We start from the raw sequence: 15755 nt of genomic DNA on the forward strand, positions 1-15755 counted from the left end.
ATGAAACTCTATGGCATTCGCAATTGCGACACCGTCAAAAAAGCCCGTAAATGGCTTGATGAGCAAGGCATTACCTACGAGTTTCACGACTTCAAAAAAGAAGGGCTGGATGAGAACCGGTTATCCCAGTGGGAAAAAGCGGTAGGCTGGGAAACCCTCCTGAACCGCCGTGGCACCACTTGGCGCAAACTCAGCGACGAGGTTCGTGATACTATCAGCGCCCAATCTGCCCACGACATTATGCTGGAAAACACCTCCATCATTAAACGGCCCATTGTCGAATATTACAGCGCGGTTTATGTCGGCTTCAACGCCGACGACTGGGCGGCAATCATCAAAAAACACCATTAAATAGACGTCACCAAACAGACAGGAGCAATCACTGCATGAGCTTTGCATTCGGCATAGGTATCGGCACCCAAAACAATCAGGGAGAATGGCTGGAGGTTTTTTACCAGCAACCGATCATCACCCCCGAGACAGAGCTGATTGATGTAGTGGGGACGGCTCTGGATTATAAAGGCGGGAATCAGGCAATCCATGCTACCGCTGAACAACTGGTTCAATTTGCAAATGCCCTGCGCCAAATCGGCTCAACAAATCAGGCATCACTCGCAGAGAAGGCCGCCAGCAGCAAACGCCCGGTTGTAGTGACCGTTCTAGAAACAGACGATACCGCTTCAAGCACGCCGGAGGTCTATCTTAAGCTGCATTTGATCTCCCACCGACAAGCAAAACCCCATGGCCTGAAATTGGACGGCATCTTCGGCCTACTGCCTAACTTGGCGTGGACCAACGAAGGCGCCATTGACCTGAACGAGCTAGCGGAACGTCAGCTTAAGGCCCGCCTTGAAGGCCGCTCTCTGGAAGTGAAGTCTGTAGACAAATTCCCGCAGATGACGGATTACGTAGTGCCCAATGGCGTTCGCATTGCAGATACAGCGCGAGTGCGCCTTGGCGCCTACGTAGGTGAAGGTACAACCGTTATGCACGAAGGCTTTATCAACTTCAATGCTGGCACCGAAGGCACCAGCATGATTGAAGGCCGCATTTCTGCAGGCGTGATGGTGGGCAAGGGGTCAGACCTTGGTGGCGGCTGTTCGACCATGGGCACTCTGTCGGGTGGCGGCAACATGGTTATTTCTGTCGGCGAAAACTGCCTGATCGGCGCAAATGCAGGCATTGGCATTCCATTAGGTGACCGCTGCAAGGTTGAGGCCGGCCTGTATATTACTGCCGGTACCAAAGTTGCTCTACTGGACGACAACAACGAATTGGTCGAAATCATCAAAGCCCGCGATCTGGCCAACAAACCAGACCTTTTGTTCCGCCGTAATAGCCAAACCGGCGCGGTTGAATGTAAAACCAATCGATCCGCTATCGAACTGAACGACGAACTCCATGCAAACAACTGATTCATCAACAATCAAACTGGCCATCGACCTGATCAGCCGGCCATCAGTAACGCCAGATGATGCTGGTTGCCAAGAGCTGATGATGTCGCGGTTATCTCCCTTAGGTTTTGCCGCAGAGCACATGCGATTTGGCGACACTGACAACCTCTGGGCGCGCAAAGGCTCAGAGGGGCCCGTGCTTGCGTTTGCAGGGCATACCGACGTGGTTCCTACCGGGCCTAAAAAAAACTGGACTTACCCACCGTTTGATCCGGTTATCAAAGATGGCTACCTCTATGGCCGGGGCGCTGCCGACATGAAAGGCAGTCTCGCGGCCTTCATCACTGCATGTGAGCGCTTCGTAAGCGCTCACCCGAATCATCGTGGCTCCATTGCCCTGCTGATTACCAGTGACGAGGAAGGTCCAGCCCAAAACGGCACTGTGAAGGTTATCGAAGCACTGGAAGTCCGTTCAGAAAAGATTGACTGGTGCTTGATTGGCGAACCCTCCAGCACTCATGAAGTCGGTGATGTCATAAAGAATGGTCGCCGGGGCTCGCTGCACGGCTACTTAACGGTACAGGGCGTTCAGGGCCATGTTGCTTATCCCCATCTGGCAGAGAATGCCATCCATGCAGTCGCACCAGCTCTGCATACGCTGGCGAATGAGTTCTGGGACAACGGCAACGATTATTTCCCGCCTACAACCTTCCAGATTACAAAAATGGAAGCTGGCACTGGTAGCAACATCATCCCCGGCGAGTGCTTGGTGCACTTCAACTTCCGATACTGCACAGAAAACACGGCGGAGAGCCTTGAAGAGCGGGTGGTGGCAACGCTTGAGAGGCACAATCTCAAATACGACCTGCAATGGCACCTCAGTGGCCGCCCCTTCCTAACGGATAAGGGCGCGCTGGTGTCTGCTAGCCAGAGCGCCATTCGGAACGTAACCGGGCGCGAGACTGAGCTCTCTACGTCTGGTGGAACGTCTGATGGGCGTTTCATCGCACCAACCGGCGCGCAGGTTGTAGAGCTGGGCCCGATCAACGCGACCATTCACAAAGTAAACGAATGCGTAAAAGCTGACGACCTAGACACTCTATCCCGCATTTATGAGCAGATTCTTGTGGAATTGCTAGCCTGAGCGACTCGCTTGAAAACTAACGCAAGCAAAGAGGCCAGAACATTGTTCTGGCCTCTTTGTTTTATGAATCAGTAGTGAGGTGGCGGTAACTCTTCCTCTTCACGCTTGATATTAGACGACGAAAAATCCTTGATCTGGCTATGCAATAACCGCTTCGCATCCCAGAGTTCACGAATATCCATCTCTTGCTTCGCCACCTGCTCGCTCAGGGTATGAATAACATCATCCTGAAAGGCAAGCCGTGTTTCCAGTTCGTCCAGTCTGGTTTGCAAATCGTTTTGACTCATCAGCTACTCAACCCTCTTGGATAATTGGTTCGCGTGAATGGGTAAATATGAGATCCAGATCCTGCCAAGAGCATTCAATGCCACAGCCGTTTGGTATGCCGCAGGGATAATCTGCTATCATGCCGCTTTTGCCCGCCCGAGCTTTCGTTTTTAAGGGAATCGGGGGGTAATCACTGGCCGGATAAGCGATTTTACCCGATATCCGGTTTTTTATCGTCAGCGTTAATGAAAAATGGAGAATTCTCAGTCAATGCGTAATCCAGCCAAAGCGATCCTTGTTGCTCTCCTGATCGCTATCCCAGCACCATTGGTACTTGCCCTTCTGCTCTCATTTACCCCTGAACCACTTCGCCTGATTGCCATTGGCGAATTTGTAGAGGCTCTGGGCAGCTCCCGTGGCATTGCCGCATACGTCATTACCTTCATTGTTTTCGGTATTACCGGCTTTATTGCCGTTGCAGTTGCCGCTAAACAGCAACCAACACGCAGTGCGCCGCAGCGTAGCAGCTCACCGTCTCGGAGCCAGAGTTCTAGCCAAGGCTACGCGAACTCCGATACCGATGATGCCGACTATGATGACGACAGCCCCGAAGGCGATGAAGAAGGCACTGTTAAGTGGTTTAACGTCAAGAAGGGATTTGGCTTCATTGTCCGCGACAGCGGAGACGAAGTCTTTGTTCACTTCCGCGCTATTCGTGGAAGTGGTCGTCGGGTTCTTCGCCAAGGCCAGCTGGTTCGTTTCAGTGTGGTTGACGCCGATAAAGGCCTGCAAGCAGATAACGTTTCGATCCTGAGCGACTGAAACCTAAGCTGATACAAAAAGGCAGCCCACTATTTAATTAGGGGCTGCCTTTTTCGTTCCGGACGGCACACAGCTAGTCAATTCCAAACAACAAGCTGCTCTCCCCGAACGTCCAACCGCCACCATTTTTCATTTTCCACCGCCTCACCCTCTTGCCACTCCCCCGGGCTGCAACGGACTTCGGTCTCCATCGCTCGCCATGCACTGCGTGCACAATCCAGATCGCTACTCCAAGGTAACTTCTCACCTTCAATAATCAACGAGGTAAATCGCTTACCAAAAGCCTGTGGATACAAGGTGATTTTAAGCCGCTCTTCGCCAAAATACGCTGAGCCTTTGGCAACGGATGCGACATCACTGTCATCAAGCACCAACTGCTTTATGTGGCTTTCAAGCCAACGGACAACGGCGCCTGCTTTCAAGTCACGAATGTAAATTTCAAGATCCTGCACTCGCAGATTCTCCATGCTGGTGATCACAATGCCGCACATAGTGAACCGGCCCGGGCCGCGCTGCAAGCCAGCGTTCCAGTTCATACCGTAAATCGTCCACCGTAAGCTTGCGCAATGTGCCTGCTGCCTGCCGTTCGTACCAGTCAACTTCGGCAGCGACACGCAACAACTGTACTTCTTCAAGCGACTGAGCTATTTCATCCAGTGGTTCTTGCCGCGCCATGGCAACAAGACTCTGGCGCCGGAGTGTATCCTCTTGCCCGGAAAGCGCTACCGACTTCACGGGCCCGCGCCGGGCAAATAGCTCAAGCCGCGCTGCAGCTCGCTCTACCCACTGGAGCATTCCGCCCGGAGTAGAAACACACCGGCTGCGCCGGGAGGCTGCAAATTGAATCACCGGTTGCGGCAAATGAATGTTCCATCGGCGCTCTATAGCTGCCTGATGAGCGACCAAGATAGCCTTGCGCTGCATCTCACTGGAAAGCGGCGCATTATACACCTCCAGCGCCCGCCCAAGCTGTTGCTCCAATGTACGGCAGCTTTCAGCACTTACAGCCTGCACATCCGGCCCCAATAGCATCACGGGCCCCTGCCACCGCTGGACAAGCTCAGAAGCAAGGCCCGAGGGGCTAGCCATCAACATGAGTAAGTCGGCCGGAGTCACATTATCTAGCACCAATACTGGCCAGAGCCTTTTGCCAGAGACCGGAATAACGGCGAGTTCGCTAGCCATTAATTCCGCTTCGCGGCGCAGGTCCATTTCAACATAGGGTTGCGCGAACGATGATAACAGAGAACGCAGCCAAGCAGATTTACCCGCGCCACGCTCTCCCCTTACCCAAACTAGCGCATTTGGTGTTGCGGCCAGAGTGATAGCAACGTCTTCCGCCAGTTCAATCCAGTCCGTATCGGTAATAACAACCGGGGCCGTTTCCTCATTAATTCCTGAGTTTGCGAGGCTTCCGTCACTATTTAGTTGATCACTATTTAAGTGATTGCTATCCATCTGGTCACTTGAGGTCGGCCACCGTGAAACCAACTCAAGAACCGAAACATACGCCTTTTCCTGCAGGCGCTCTGCGTATCGTGCAAGCACCTCTAGGAGTTGCGGCCAATCGAGCCAAGCAGGCGTCCCATAAGTTTCTCGTGCAGTCGCCAACCAGTAGATCAGCTGAGAAGAAAGCAGGCCTTCACCGCCCACTTCGGTCACAATCGGCTGTTCACACTGAACGGTGCGGATAAGCTCATCCATATCGACACCGGATCCACGCAAAAAGCGGCTTATAGGAGGGCTGGTGTTCAACAATGCAAGCAGAAAATCTTCGACCGTAATTACTGCGCCGCCGCGACGATCAACATCTTCACGGGCATTCAGCAATGCAGTCTGACATTGAGGGGCCAAGCATCCTTGCCAGTCTTCCATGAAACATCTCCCTGTTTTAGCGCATCGTCCTGATGCTTTGAGCGTGATACCAACAAGCTAAGTAAAAGTGATCCAATGATTCTATGGACGTTTTCTTACATCTGCAATTCCCGTAAGCCTATTAAGCTTACCAGGTGCCCGTATTCTCCATGCTTGCCCAAGGTTCCCTAGGCGCCAGTGGCTCACCGCTCTGCAGTAACTCTATAGATATATTATCCGGGGTGCGGATAAACGCCATGCGCCCATCTCTCGGTGGGCGGTTGATGGTAACGCCGTTCGCCTGTAATGACTCGCAAAGCGCGTAGATATCGCCCACCCGGTATGCCAAATGACCAAAATTACGCCCACCTTCGTACGCTTCCGGGTCCCAGTTATAGGTTAACTCCAGCATGGGAGCCCTGTTTTCACGAGCTTGCGCCTCATCTTGCGGTGCCGCCAGAAATACTAGAGTAAATCGGCCTTTTTCGCTGCTTTTACGGTCAATCTCAACCATGCCCAACAGGTCGCAAAAGAAGTGCAAAGTTTGTTCGAGATTACTAACGCGAATCATCGTATGTAGGTATTGCATGCTGCTCTCTCTGTAATCGGCCGTTTTATGCGGTAACTTGTTGCGATTAGGCCTGCGGGCCTTTCGATTAAGCTTGCAGCCCTTTCAAACCTCACACCTTTATTGACCGATAGTTTACGGTATTCTGGGTGGATGAATGCAAACCTAGCCGCCAAGCTGATCAATTCTTACCGTACACCAGCGATACGACATCTCGCTTGGTTATGCCAAACACCGCAACTGCTGCGCTCGCCGATCACATTCGATCCAGCGCACTATTTGCCCCCAAACTACCCCGATTTACTCAAACGCTGGGACCAGAAACCTGAAACGGCACCGCTCCTGCTGAGCGAACCACCGCAGCGGAGGTTGGGTTTTTATTTTGAGCGGCTGTATCAAGTTTTGTTAAACGACTTGCTAGGTTGGCCCATCCTACTAAAAAACCAGCAAATCCAATCAAACGGACGCACCATCGGAGAGCTCGACTTTGTAGCGCACAATCTAAAAGACGACAGGGTCGAGCACCACGAAATCGCCATCAAGTTTTATCTTGGTGTACCGACCTCAGGCGGCCCTACCTTCTGGCACGGCCCTAATGCGCGGGACAGGCTGGATATAAAAACAACCAACCTGCTTGAGCATCAAAGCCGACGCACACAGCTGCCTGAAACCCTCGCACTCCTCTCTGAATTCGACATAACCGGCCCGCTGACCCCGCGAGTATTCATGCCGGGATACCTGTTCTATCCCACCAACGAACAGGTGCAAACGCCCACTTATGTTCCCGATAATCACCTGCGCGGGAGTTGGATGTATATTACCGACGCCAAAGCTCTAGACACGTCGCACTGGGTTGTTCTCAGCAAACCACACTGGATTGGTAACTGGTATCAGAGTGATCCGCCTAATACTACGTACACTCTGGAAGCACTGGAACGCGTGGAGCATAGAGCCGTGCCTCAACTGTTCGCCATGATGCAAAAAGACCCGGGAACAGGAAACTGGTTGGAAATAGATCGAGTTTTTGTAGTGCCGGGAGTTTGGCCGGGAGCAAATCGGTCAGCATCCCAATAAGTCGGGCGGTTGACCCCAAAGCTATTCTGCTGCAGGCTAATCTGGTTTCGTTACGCAACCCAAGGAGCAACCCGGCTCCGAAAGGCCTCACTACAGATAGGGAGGAATACTATGAGTCAGTATCAAAATCATGCCATCGTACTGAAAAAACGCCCCAACGGGGAAATCCAAGACGGTGATCTCGTTATGGAAGATCGCCCAGTGCGCAAACCCGAAGAGGGTGAAGTTGTTGCACAAGTTCTTTGGTTGTCATTAGATCCATACATGCGCCCACGCATGAACGATGCTAAAGGGTACATGGACCCTATCGGGATCGACGACCCCATCGTAGGCGAGAGTGTAGCGAGGATTGTCGAGTCTCGTTCAGACAAATTACAAGTCGGCGATTTAGTTACCTGTTACTCCGGCTGGCAGGAGTATGTAACCTTTCCAGCGGACGCCCCAATGGTTTACAAAATCCATCAAAAAGAAGGCGTTCCGCTGCAAACATACCTTGGTGTTGCCGGTATGCCTGGCCGCACCGGTTACTGCGGTTTAACCTATGTAGGCAAGCCTAAAGCGGGAGAGACCGTCGTGGTTTCCGCCGCATCAGGCCCTGTGGGCACAGTGGTTGGCCAAACTGCAAAAACGAACGGTTGCCGCGTTGTCGGTGTTGCCGGTGGTCCGGAGAAGTGCAACTATGTTGTTGACGAGCTTGGTTTTGACGTTTGCGTAGACTACAAAGCCGGTAATTTGGAAGCCGATTTGAAAGCTGCCTGCCCAGACGGCATCGACATCTACTACGAAAACGTGGGTGGCGATGTAACCAGAGCCGTTGCGCCGCTGTTAAATGCAGGAGCAAGAGTGCCGATTTGCGGTTATGTCTCAGCTTACAATGCCAAGAACACAGACAAAGTAGAGACGCCGTTTGATATTCTCAAGCGTCTGGACCCGGTACCTGAGCACCGCTTCTTTCTGGTAACCGAGTGGCAGGACAAGCATCAGGAAATAACCGATATCCTTACAAGCCGTATTGCGTCCGGCGAAATCAAGTACAGGGAAACCGTTGCTGAAGGCCTCGAAAATGCAGTTGAGGCCTTCAAGGGAATGCTGAAGGGCAAAAACTTCGGCAAGCAACTGGTGCACATCGCCGACTAAATTAAACTGCCTTAGAACACCGGGAAGACTACTCCCCTATCTGGAGGAGTACCTTTCCGGTATTTTTGTTCGCCGCCACGTGTGCCATAGCCTCCTCAGCCTGCTCGATGGGCCATACACTGTCGATGACAGGCTCAATTTGCCCGGCTACTAGAAGCGGCCAAACGTGACGGTATAAGTCCTGCATCACTCGCTCCTTGTCTGCTACTGACCGAGAGCGCAGTGTAGAACCAATTAACTTGTGGCGCTTAACCAACATCAAGCCCAAGTCGACCTCCGCAAAACGCCCCCCCAGAAGGCCGATCAAAACAATCCGGCCATCGGCACTAAGAACCTTTTGGTCATCCTTGATATAACTGCCACCAACCGGGTCTAGCGCCATGTCCACACCCCCCCAACTCTTCACCGCGTCGACAAATGAGCCATTTTTGCGGTTCCAGGTGCCGGTTGCACCCAGTTTACGGCAAACTTCCAGCTTTTCGTCATCTCCCGCGGTCGCGAATACCGGATTACCAAAAGCCGTAGCAATCTGGATAACTGCGGTGCCTAGACCACTACCGGCAGCATGCAACAAAACCCTCTCACCAGGCCTCAGGTCGGCTTCCTGGTACAGATTAAGCCAGGCCGTGGCATACACCTCAGGAAGTGCCGCTGCTTTTTTCAATGAGAACCCTTTGGGAATAGGCAATACCTGTGCAGCAGGAGCCACTACCTGAGTTGCGTAACCACCACCGGTGAGCAAGGCGCACACTTCGTCGCCCGGCGCAAAGCCGGTCACGGCCTCGCCAACGGCAGAAATACGACCGCTCACCTCTAGCCCCAAAATTTCAGAGGCACCCGGAGGCGGAGGGTAAACACCGGCACGTTGCGACAGATCCGCACGGTTAACGGCACTCCAGACAACATCGATTGCCACGTGATCCGCTGCTAACTCTTCAAAGCTTGCGCAGTCTTCCCATACAAGGGCGCCATCGGTTACCTTGATTGCTTTCATCATGTCTTTAATCTCAGCACTCTGAATATCCGGTCAGGATACCCCAACTGTCTTCACGGTTGTAATGAGTATGCTTTCATAATTCGCTTACCTCTGCGCCTCGGGAAAAGAGAGGGTCTATTTCTTGAGTGCCAGGGAGGATGAGGCAAGCATTTTAGAAATCAGGGCATTTTGTTTTAATCCCGATTGGACAACCATACGCTTTGATAAGGCTTCAAGGTAATGCAACCCGAAAGGTCACTGATTGCGGTACCCGCAATCAGATCAATCCAATGATCGGTCCCAATCAGATTGATATCACTCAACGCCACCTGCTGCAGTTCGTCACTGATATTATGAATGCAGAAAACGGACTGTTCCCGCCGCATGCTTTGGCGCCAGAATCCGAACAACTTGAGCCCCAGATGCAAGGTAAACTGGGTTGCATTTGGATGGAAAGCCGGCTGCTTTCGGCGAATCGCAATCAGACGCTTCAGCTCCTGATAGGCTTTACTGTGATGACTCAGCGGGTTGTCGAGTTCCTGTTCCAGATCCGCAAGCTGCCACTGACTCCTATTGATGGAGCGCAGGCGACCGGTATGCTCCATTCGCTCGGTATCGTTTTCCTTCGCCAGCAAGCTGTGTATGTAAAAAGCGGGTATACCCTCCAACGCGAGCATGACCGTGTGCGCACAAATAAACCTCTGCAACTGCCAGTGGTCAACACCGTTCCCGGAGGTGCCCTTCAATGCATCATAGAGGGCAATATTGATTTCATAAGGCTGGTCCCGGCCATCAGGTGTGCGCCTGAAGGATACTTTACCGCCGAATGACTCCATGGTTTTGAGCAGTCGCTGCTTTTCCTCTTCAGACAACAACCCGTCCGTGGGGCGCATTCCCACACCATCATGGGATGCAATAAAGTTCAGATAGGTGGTTCCCATCTGTGCCGGCGGCATACTCATGAGCCAGGTTTTGAGGTGCTTGCAGTCACCTGTCACCAGCGTATTAATCAGTAGCGGCGGCAACGAAAAGTTGTAGATAACATGGGCTTCGTTGGCATTACCAAAATACGTGAGATTCTCGCGGTTCGGCACATTGGTTTCCGTGATCACCACGGCGTCCGGGCTGTGGTGCTCTATCAACAAGCGCAAAATCTTGATCAATTCGTGGGTCTGCTGAAGATGGATACTCGGGGTTCCAGGCTCTTTCCATAGGAAAGCCACAGCGTCGAGCCGGAAGATAATGACGCCTCGTTCGAGGTAGTAACGAACAATGGCGGCAAACTCAATCAATACCTGAGGGTTGGCAAAATTAAGATCAACCTGATCTTCACTGAAGGTACACCAAACATAACGCTCGCCGTCCTCCGTATGAACTGACGTGAGCAATGGCGACGTGCGTGGCCTGACAACAGCGCTCAAATCATCCTTAGGGTTTCCCTCAAAAAAATAGTCCTTGCCAGGGTCAATCCGCCTCTTAAAATTCTCAAACCATCGGCTACGGGCTGACATATGGTTGATCACCAGATCCGCCATGAGCTTGAAGTCCTGCGCGATGGCTTCGACGTCTTCCCAGTTTCCGTGGGACTCATTGACGGCAAGGTAATCCATCACCGAGAAACCATCATCGGAGCTGTAGGGAAAGAAAGGCAAAATATGTACGGCGGAAATACTGTCAGAAAGACATCGATTCAGAAACTGACGCAGTGTGACCAAGGGCTTTTCATCGTCTCGCTGAACGGTGTCCGCATAGGTGATCAGAACGATATCCGATTCCGTCCAATGGTTCTGATGAGCTGCTGGCGGAGGCTGGTCCGGACTCAGGCCCATCGTGGTCAGAAGCTCACTGGCGAGGAAATCACAATCCAGCGCCGGATAAACAGTTTCGAGCATACTAACCAGCTTGGCGCTCAGAACCTGACTCATGGCCGATAGTCCTTATTATCCAGGTCCACGGCCTCGAGCAATTGCTCCTTGATATCCGGAATAGCACTGGTGACCCGGTTCCAGCTTGGAATGAATGGCGTATCCATGGGGTTCTCCAGAAAGTAAGCACCTGCGCTCATCACATTCTGGGCGAACAGTTCAACGGCTTTCTCTTCCTTATGCCGATCAAACCCAAGGCCGTTGATAATTGCATCGTTCTGATAGGTCTCCACAAAATCCAGAGCGATGCGGAAATAGGTGGCCTTGATGGTCCGGAACTTCTCGCTCGAGAATATCTCACCATTCGTTGCCAGTTTTCTGAACAGCGCCTTGGAAATATCCACACTCATCTTGGACAAACCCTGGCTGGCATCCTCCGGTGAGAGGTCTTGGTGTTTATGGTCGTAGACATCGGCAATATCTACTTGGCAGAGCCTGTTGGTGGCATAGTTCCGCTTCATTTCCGACAACACGCCAATCTCCAATCCCCAGTCACTGGGGATTCGAAGATCATTAATCACATCTGTGCGGAAGGAGAACTCTCCGGCAAGGGGATATCGGTAACTGTCGAGATAATCCAGAAAATCGCTCGGGCCACACACCTTTTTCATGGCACGAATCAAAGGAGTCACCAGCAGGCGACTGACACGCCCGTTCATCTTCCCATCTGCCACCCGGGCGTAGTAACCCTTACAGAACATATAATTGAAGCTCGGATTGGCCACAGGATAAATCAGTCGTGCCACCAGCTCCCGCGAATAGGTAAGAATGTCACAATCGTGCAGTGCGACGGATTCACTCACACCAGAAGCCAGGACATAACCGAAGCAGTACCAGACGTTGCGGCCTTTACCCATTTCCGTGGGAGCCAGCCCCTGCTCCCGAAGCTTCAGATCAATGGCACGGAGGCGTGGGCCATCGTTCCAGAGCACCTTGAAGTTTTGTGGGAGCCCAGAGAAATATTCAAGCGCATGGCGATATTGCTCTTCGTTAGCCCGGTCCAGACCGATAATGATCTCGTCCAGATAAGGCACCTTCGCAAGTTCCTGCACAATGTGCTTTAACGCTGGCCCTTCAAGTTCGGAATAAAGAGACGGCAGCACAAGTGACATGGGCCGGGTCTTGCGAAAGGTCATCAACTCAGCTTCCAGATCCGCCACTGGCCGGCGAACAAGGTTATGCAGCGTGGTTACAATGCCATTCTGGTAAAAGTCGCCCATGGCGATTCTCCTTTGCAGTACTAGTATCCGTACTCAAACAGGAGATTGAGTACACACTCATTCCATCCCGCCGGGCCGGGTTTGAGAGAGCGCATGGCGTGTTTTTCCGAGGGCAGCTGCACCTCTTTGCTGTTAACCCCGCGGATGACGACCGGAATATCTGCTTCCTCCAGCATTTGCTGGTCGTTGGGGCTGTCCCCCAGCGCAATAGCCGTCACTCGCTGGTAGCCATAGCGCTCCAGGTATAGTTCTCTATATTTGTTTAGCAAAAAGCGGGCCCCATCGGCTTTATCAAAGATTCCCATTGCGTGGTAAAACCGACCACCTTTAACCAGGCGCAGGTTTTCAGTACCCAGCGCGGCTTCAAAACGTATCCGTTCTTCTTCGCTCCCCTGCCAAACCAATGGCTCGGTTCCCAGACGCTCCCGGGCGCGGGCAGACGAAGCTGAATCTAGCCCCGTGAGCTGGGCCAGTTCGTCATCCTCCATATCAGCAAAGCCTCGAAAGCGTGCGCCGCTGTCCCTTTGTGCAGAGAGCACTTTAAGAACCTCTGACCGGGACGCCCCAAAATGCACTACCTGCTCACTATCACTCCCGAATATGTCCGGAGGAATAACCACGGCTGCACTGTTTTCGACGATGAAAGGATCGGTGTTTCCAAGTTGCTGACGCAGCACCCGGATTTCCGCAGCAGTTTTGCTTGAGTTCAGGATCAGCGGAATACCGGCCTCCGCAACCCGCTCTAGCGCAGGCGCCGCCTGCTGCCAACGATAGTTTTCATGGTTGAGCAAGGTTCCATCCAGATCTGAAAATATGACCAAGCGTGACTTGGGCATGGGAAACTCCTTCAGGATTGAGTCCGAAAAATGGGGCGGCTCAGGGAATGATCATCGGACACCTCAATCAACACATCCGCACGATCTGGCAGTTCCCTAAGGCAAGACCGGGTTACCCGCTCATAGTGCATAATGAAGCGGGCTACCTCCTGATCGCTCATGATGCGCAATTCCTGAACAGCTTGCGCTGGTGCGCCCTCATTTGGTGCGCGCGCCGTTTTCTCTGCCAACTTATGCTCTTGCAATGTGCGCCATTCCAGCACCCGGGACATCGAAGGCGCTTTAAGCATAATCAGGCTATCCAACTCATTAAAAAACGCCTGATACTCACCCTTGAGACACTCATTTACATACCTTCGCCAAATGCCCAAGGGATCTTCCGCTGCCTCCAGTGTGTTGAGAGGTGCAGCCAGTGCCTTATCATCTTCAGGTAAAGCCCCTAGGCACCAGCCTTCAACAAGAACAACTTCTGCCCTGCCTTCAAAAACAGGCCATTCGTTCGGAGGAACACGGTCGTCGCGGGATTTGTCGAAAGCCGGAATACGGGTGCGATCGCAAGGGCCGGCCATTCGAAGCTTATCAATAACCTGCTCGCCAAGTTCCAGATCGTGCGTTCCCGGCACACCCCGGGTCATAAACAGAGGGTGTACGCGTTCAGCCAGTGCCCCCCGCTCAGCTCTGGTAAGGTACAGATCATCCAGTGAAATGCTCACTGTCGGGCATTGATAGTGATCATAAAGCAGTCTGGTCAAAAACAACGCCAAAGTGGACTTCCCGGTGCCCTGAGCACCATGAATTCCCAAAACAATGGTTCTGTTCTTCGCGTTCCTTAACGAGACAATGTGCTCTATCAGAGGCAGGATGGTCTGTTCTACTGTAGTCGCGTAATTTTGAGGAAGCCCTTCTTTCTCAATCAGGGCATCAATAATTGCTCTAAGCTCACTGTCAGACACGTTAGGTTCCCGTCTTTGATGGATCAGTTAATCAACTATTCAATAGATCAGCAGAATTCGTACCATATGGGAGTATAGGCTTTTATGAGTAGCAACGATTTCCGTGTAGAACACCGCTACCTGGAGCTCCCGGACAGCTTCTACACCCGAGTGCAGCCCACTCCGCTTAAAGATGCAAGAATGGCCTGCTTCAACCACAAGCTAGCTCAGGAACTAGGTTTTCATGTCACCAATGAAGCCGATTGGGCTGGAATAGGCGGGGGCACGGAACTGCTGGAGGGCATGGACCCGGTGGCCATGAAATACACCGGCCACCAATTTGGCATGTACAACCCGGAACTGGGTGATGGCCGAGGCCTGCTCTTATGGGAAACCATAGGCCCTGATGGCCGCCGCTGGGACTGGCACCTGAAGGGCGCGGGGACAACGCCCTACTCCCGTTTTGGTGACGGCCGAGCGGTTCTACGTTCCACTATCCGCGAATACCTGTGCAGCGAAGCCATGCAGGGTCTGGGCATTCCAACCACCCGTGCTTTGTTTATGGTCAGTGCCCGGGATCCGATTCGAAGGGAGTCTATTGAAACCGCTGCCGCACTGGTGCGTGTAGCGCAAACCCATATCCGCTTTGGCCACTTCGAGTTTGCGGCGCACCACGAAGGACCGGAAACCGTTAAAACCCTGCTAGAACACGTTATATCACTTCACTTCCCACACCTGATCCTGCTAGCTGAGGAAGAGCGCCATGCGCGCTGGTTTGAAGAAGTCGTTGAGCGCACAGCCCGCCTTATTGCCGACTGGCAAGCCGTGGGCTTTTGCCATGGCGTGATGAACAGCGACAACATGTCTATCATTGGTGACACTTTTGATTATGGACCTTTCGCCTTTCTGGATGATTTTGACGCCGGTTACATCTGCAACCATACCGATCAGGGTGGCAGGTACGCCTACAACCGCCAGCCTCAGGTAGGCTTTGCAAATTGTCAGTACCTTGCCAATGCGTTGCTGCCAGTAATGAATGACAACACCATTCGAAAAGGTTTACAGCGCTACGAAACCGCCTACAACGGGCGTTTTTTACAGAACATGCGGGACAAGCTTGGCCTAGTCCAAGAAGACGAAGGCGATCTCGGGCTGGTTACGGACACCTTCAGCATGCTCAACGAGCACCGCACCGACTACACGGCTTTCTTCCGCGCACTGTCCAACCTTTATGACCACGGCCATGCGCCCCTGAGGGATCTATTCGTAGACCGACAAGTGGTAGATGAATGGCTTGCGCGTTACGAGGAACGGCTGACAAAAGAAACCCGCGCCCGGGATGAAAGGGAATACGAAATGCGCAGGGTAAATCCCAAATACATTCTGAGGAACTATCTGGCGCAGAAAGTAATTCTGGAAGCACAGAACGGCGACTTTGAGCCTATGAAGGAGTTGATAAAGGTTCTGGAGAAGCCCTTCGACGAGCAACCGGCCTTTGAAAAATATGCAGAGCTACCGCCAGATTGGGGCAAGCATTTGAACATTAGCTGTTCAAGTTAACTTTAGGGAAACAGGAAAAGAAAACCGAGGGCCAGATTTAGAAACC

The 15755-nt window shown here is 52.5% G+C and carries 16 protein-coding genes; 7 read left to right on the plus strand and 9 right to left on the minus strand.

Annotation, left to right across the window (positions count from 1 at the left end; translation table 11 throughout):
• From KO508_RS11270 to dapE, 3 genes are read left to right on the plus strand one after another with little or no spacing between them, the layout of a single operon-like run.
• A complete protein-coding gene (locus KO508_RS11270; RefSeq protein WP_216008414.1) occupies positions 1-351 on the plus strand; it encodes an ArsC family reductase in 351 nt (116 codons plus the stop codon).
• A gap of 35 nt (positions 352-386) precedes the next feature.
• A complete protein-coding gene (gene dapD, locus KO508_RS11275; protein WP_216008415.1) occupies positions 387-1415 on the plus strand; it encodes a 2,3,4,5-tetrahydropyridine-2,6-dicarboxylate N-succinyltransferase in 1029 nt (342 codons plus the stop codon).
• Complete coding sequence (gene dapE / locus KO508_RS11280) at positions 1402-2538, plus strand: succinyl-diaminopimelate desuccinylase (RefSeq protein ID WP_216008416.1); 1137 nt, start codon at positions 1402-1404, stop codon at positions 2536-2538. Before dapD ends, dapE begins: the two co-directional genes overlap by 14 nt.
• Positions 2539-2606: 68 nt before the next feature.
• Here the strand turns inward: dapE and KO508_RS11285 are convergent, their stop codons facing one another.
• Positions 2607-2825 (minus strand): SlyX family protein, encoded by a 219-nt coding sequence (locus KO508_RS11285; RefSeq protein WP_200365652.1) that lies wholly within the window; start codon positions 2823-2825, stop codon positions 2607-2609.
• A 250-nt stretch (positions 2826-3075) separates the two neighbouring features.
• On the opposite strand from KO508_RS11285, the gene KO508_RS18980 reads away from it, so the two are divergent.
• On the plus strand, positions 3076-3627 hold the full coding sequence (locus KO508_RS18980; protein ID WP_216008417.1) for a cold-shock protein: 552 nt from the start codon (positions 3076-3078) through the stop codon (positions 3625-3627).
• 77 nt (positions 3628-3704) lie between these two features.
• On the opposite strand, the gene KO508_RS11295 is transcribed toward KO508_RS18980, so the two are convergent.
• The 3 genes from KO508_RS11295 to KO508_RS11305 all read right to left on the minus strand — a co-directional run bounded on the left by KO508_RS11295 (position 3705) and on the right by KO508_RS11305 (position 6070).
• Positions 3705-4079, minus strand: a complete 375-nt coding sequence (locus KO508_RS11295; protein WP_216008418.1) for a hypothetical protein — start codon at positions 4077-4079, stop codon at positions 3705-3707.
• A complete protein-coding gene (locus KO508_RS11300; protein WP_216008419.1) occupies positions 4066-5502 on the minus strand; it encodes a hypothetical protein in 1437 nt (478 codons plus the stop codon). The genes KO508_RS11295 and KO508_RS11300 overlap by 14 nt, the downstream gene beginning before the upstream one ends.
• Before the next feature lie 127 nt (positions 5503-5629).
• Positions 5630-6070 (minus strand): VOC family protein, encoded by a 441-nt coding sequence (locus tag KO508_RS11305; RefSeq protein WP_216008420.1) that lies wholly within the window; start codon positions 6068-6070, stop codon positions 5630-5632.
• Between the two features lie 132 nt (positions 6071-6202).
• Between KO508_RS11305 and KO508_RS11310 the strand changes: the two genes are divergently transcribed.
• Positions 6203-7123, plus strand: coding sequence for a DUF1853 family protein (locus KO508_RS11310; protein ID WP_216008421.1), 921 nt, complete (start codon positions 6203-6205; stop codon positions 7121-7123).
• 111 nt (positions 7124-7234) lie between these two features.
• Complete coding sequence (locus tag KO508_RS11315) at positions 7235-8260, plus strand: NADP-dependent oxidoreductase (protein ID WP_216008422.1); 1026 nt, start codon at positions 7235-7237, stop codon at positions 8258-8260.
• Positions 8261-8288: 28 nt separating this feature from the next.
• Here KO508_RS11315 and KO508_RS11320 read toward each other — a convergent pair whose 3' ends face one another.
• The 5 genes from KO508_RS11320 to KO508_RS11340 all read right to left on the minus strand — a co-directional run bounded on the left by KO508_RS11320 (position 8289) and on the right by KO508_RS11340 (position 14170).
• Positions 8289-9254: an NAD(P)H-quinone oxidoreductase gene (locus KO508_RS11320; protein ID WP_252738111.1), complete on the minus strand. Its 966-nt coding sequence runs from the start codon at positions 9252-9254 to the stop codon at positions 8289-8291.
• Positions 9255-9430: 176 nt separating this feature from the next.
• The gene (locus tag KO508_RS11325) at positions 9431-11161 is read right to left on the minus strand and encodes a sugar phosphorylase (RefSeq protein WP_200365670.1); all 1731 of its coding nucleotides are present in this window, start codon (positions 11159-11161) and stop codon (positions 9431-9433) included.
• The gene (locus tag KO508_RS18865; RefSeq protein WP_252738074.1) at positions 11158-12381 is read right to left on the minus strand and encodes a glycosyl transferase; all 1224 of its coding nucleotides are present in this window, start codon (positions 12379-12381) and stop codon (positions 11158-11160) included. Before KO508_RS18865 ends, KO508_RS11325 begins: the two co-directional genes overlap by 4 nt.
• 20 nt (positions 12382-12401) lie before the next feature.
• Positions 12402-13217: an HAD-IIB family hydrolase gene (locus KO508_RS11335; RefSeq protein WP_216008424.1), complete on the minus strand. Its 816-nt coding sequence runs from the start codon at positions 13215-13217 to the stop codon at positions 12402-12404.
• Positions 13218-13228: 11 nt separating this feature from the next.
• On the minus strand, positions 13229-14170 hold the full coding sequence (locus KO508_RS11340; RefSeq protein ID WP_216008425.1) for a hypothetical protein: 942 nt from the start codon (positions 14168-14170) through the stop codon (positions 13229-13231).
• Between the two features lie 84 nt (positions 14171-14254).
• Here KO508_RS11340 and KO508_RS11345 point away from each other — a divergent pair, with 84 nt between their 5' ends.
• Complete coding sequence (locus KO508_RS11345) at positions 14255-15709, plus strand: protein adenylyltransferase SelO (protein WP_216008426.1); 1455 nt, start codon at positions 14255-14257, stop codon at positions 15707-15709.
• Positions 15710-15755: the final 46 nt, after the last annotated feature.

The sequence above is a fragment of the Marinobacter salexigens genome (genome assembly GCF_018860765.1).
Lineage (GTDB): Bacteria > Pseudomonadota > Gammaproteobacteria > Pseudomonadales > Oleiphilaceae > Marinobacter > Marinobacter salexigens_A.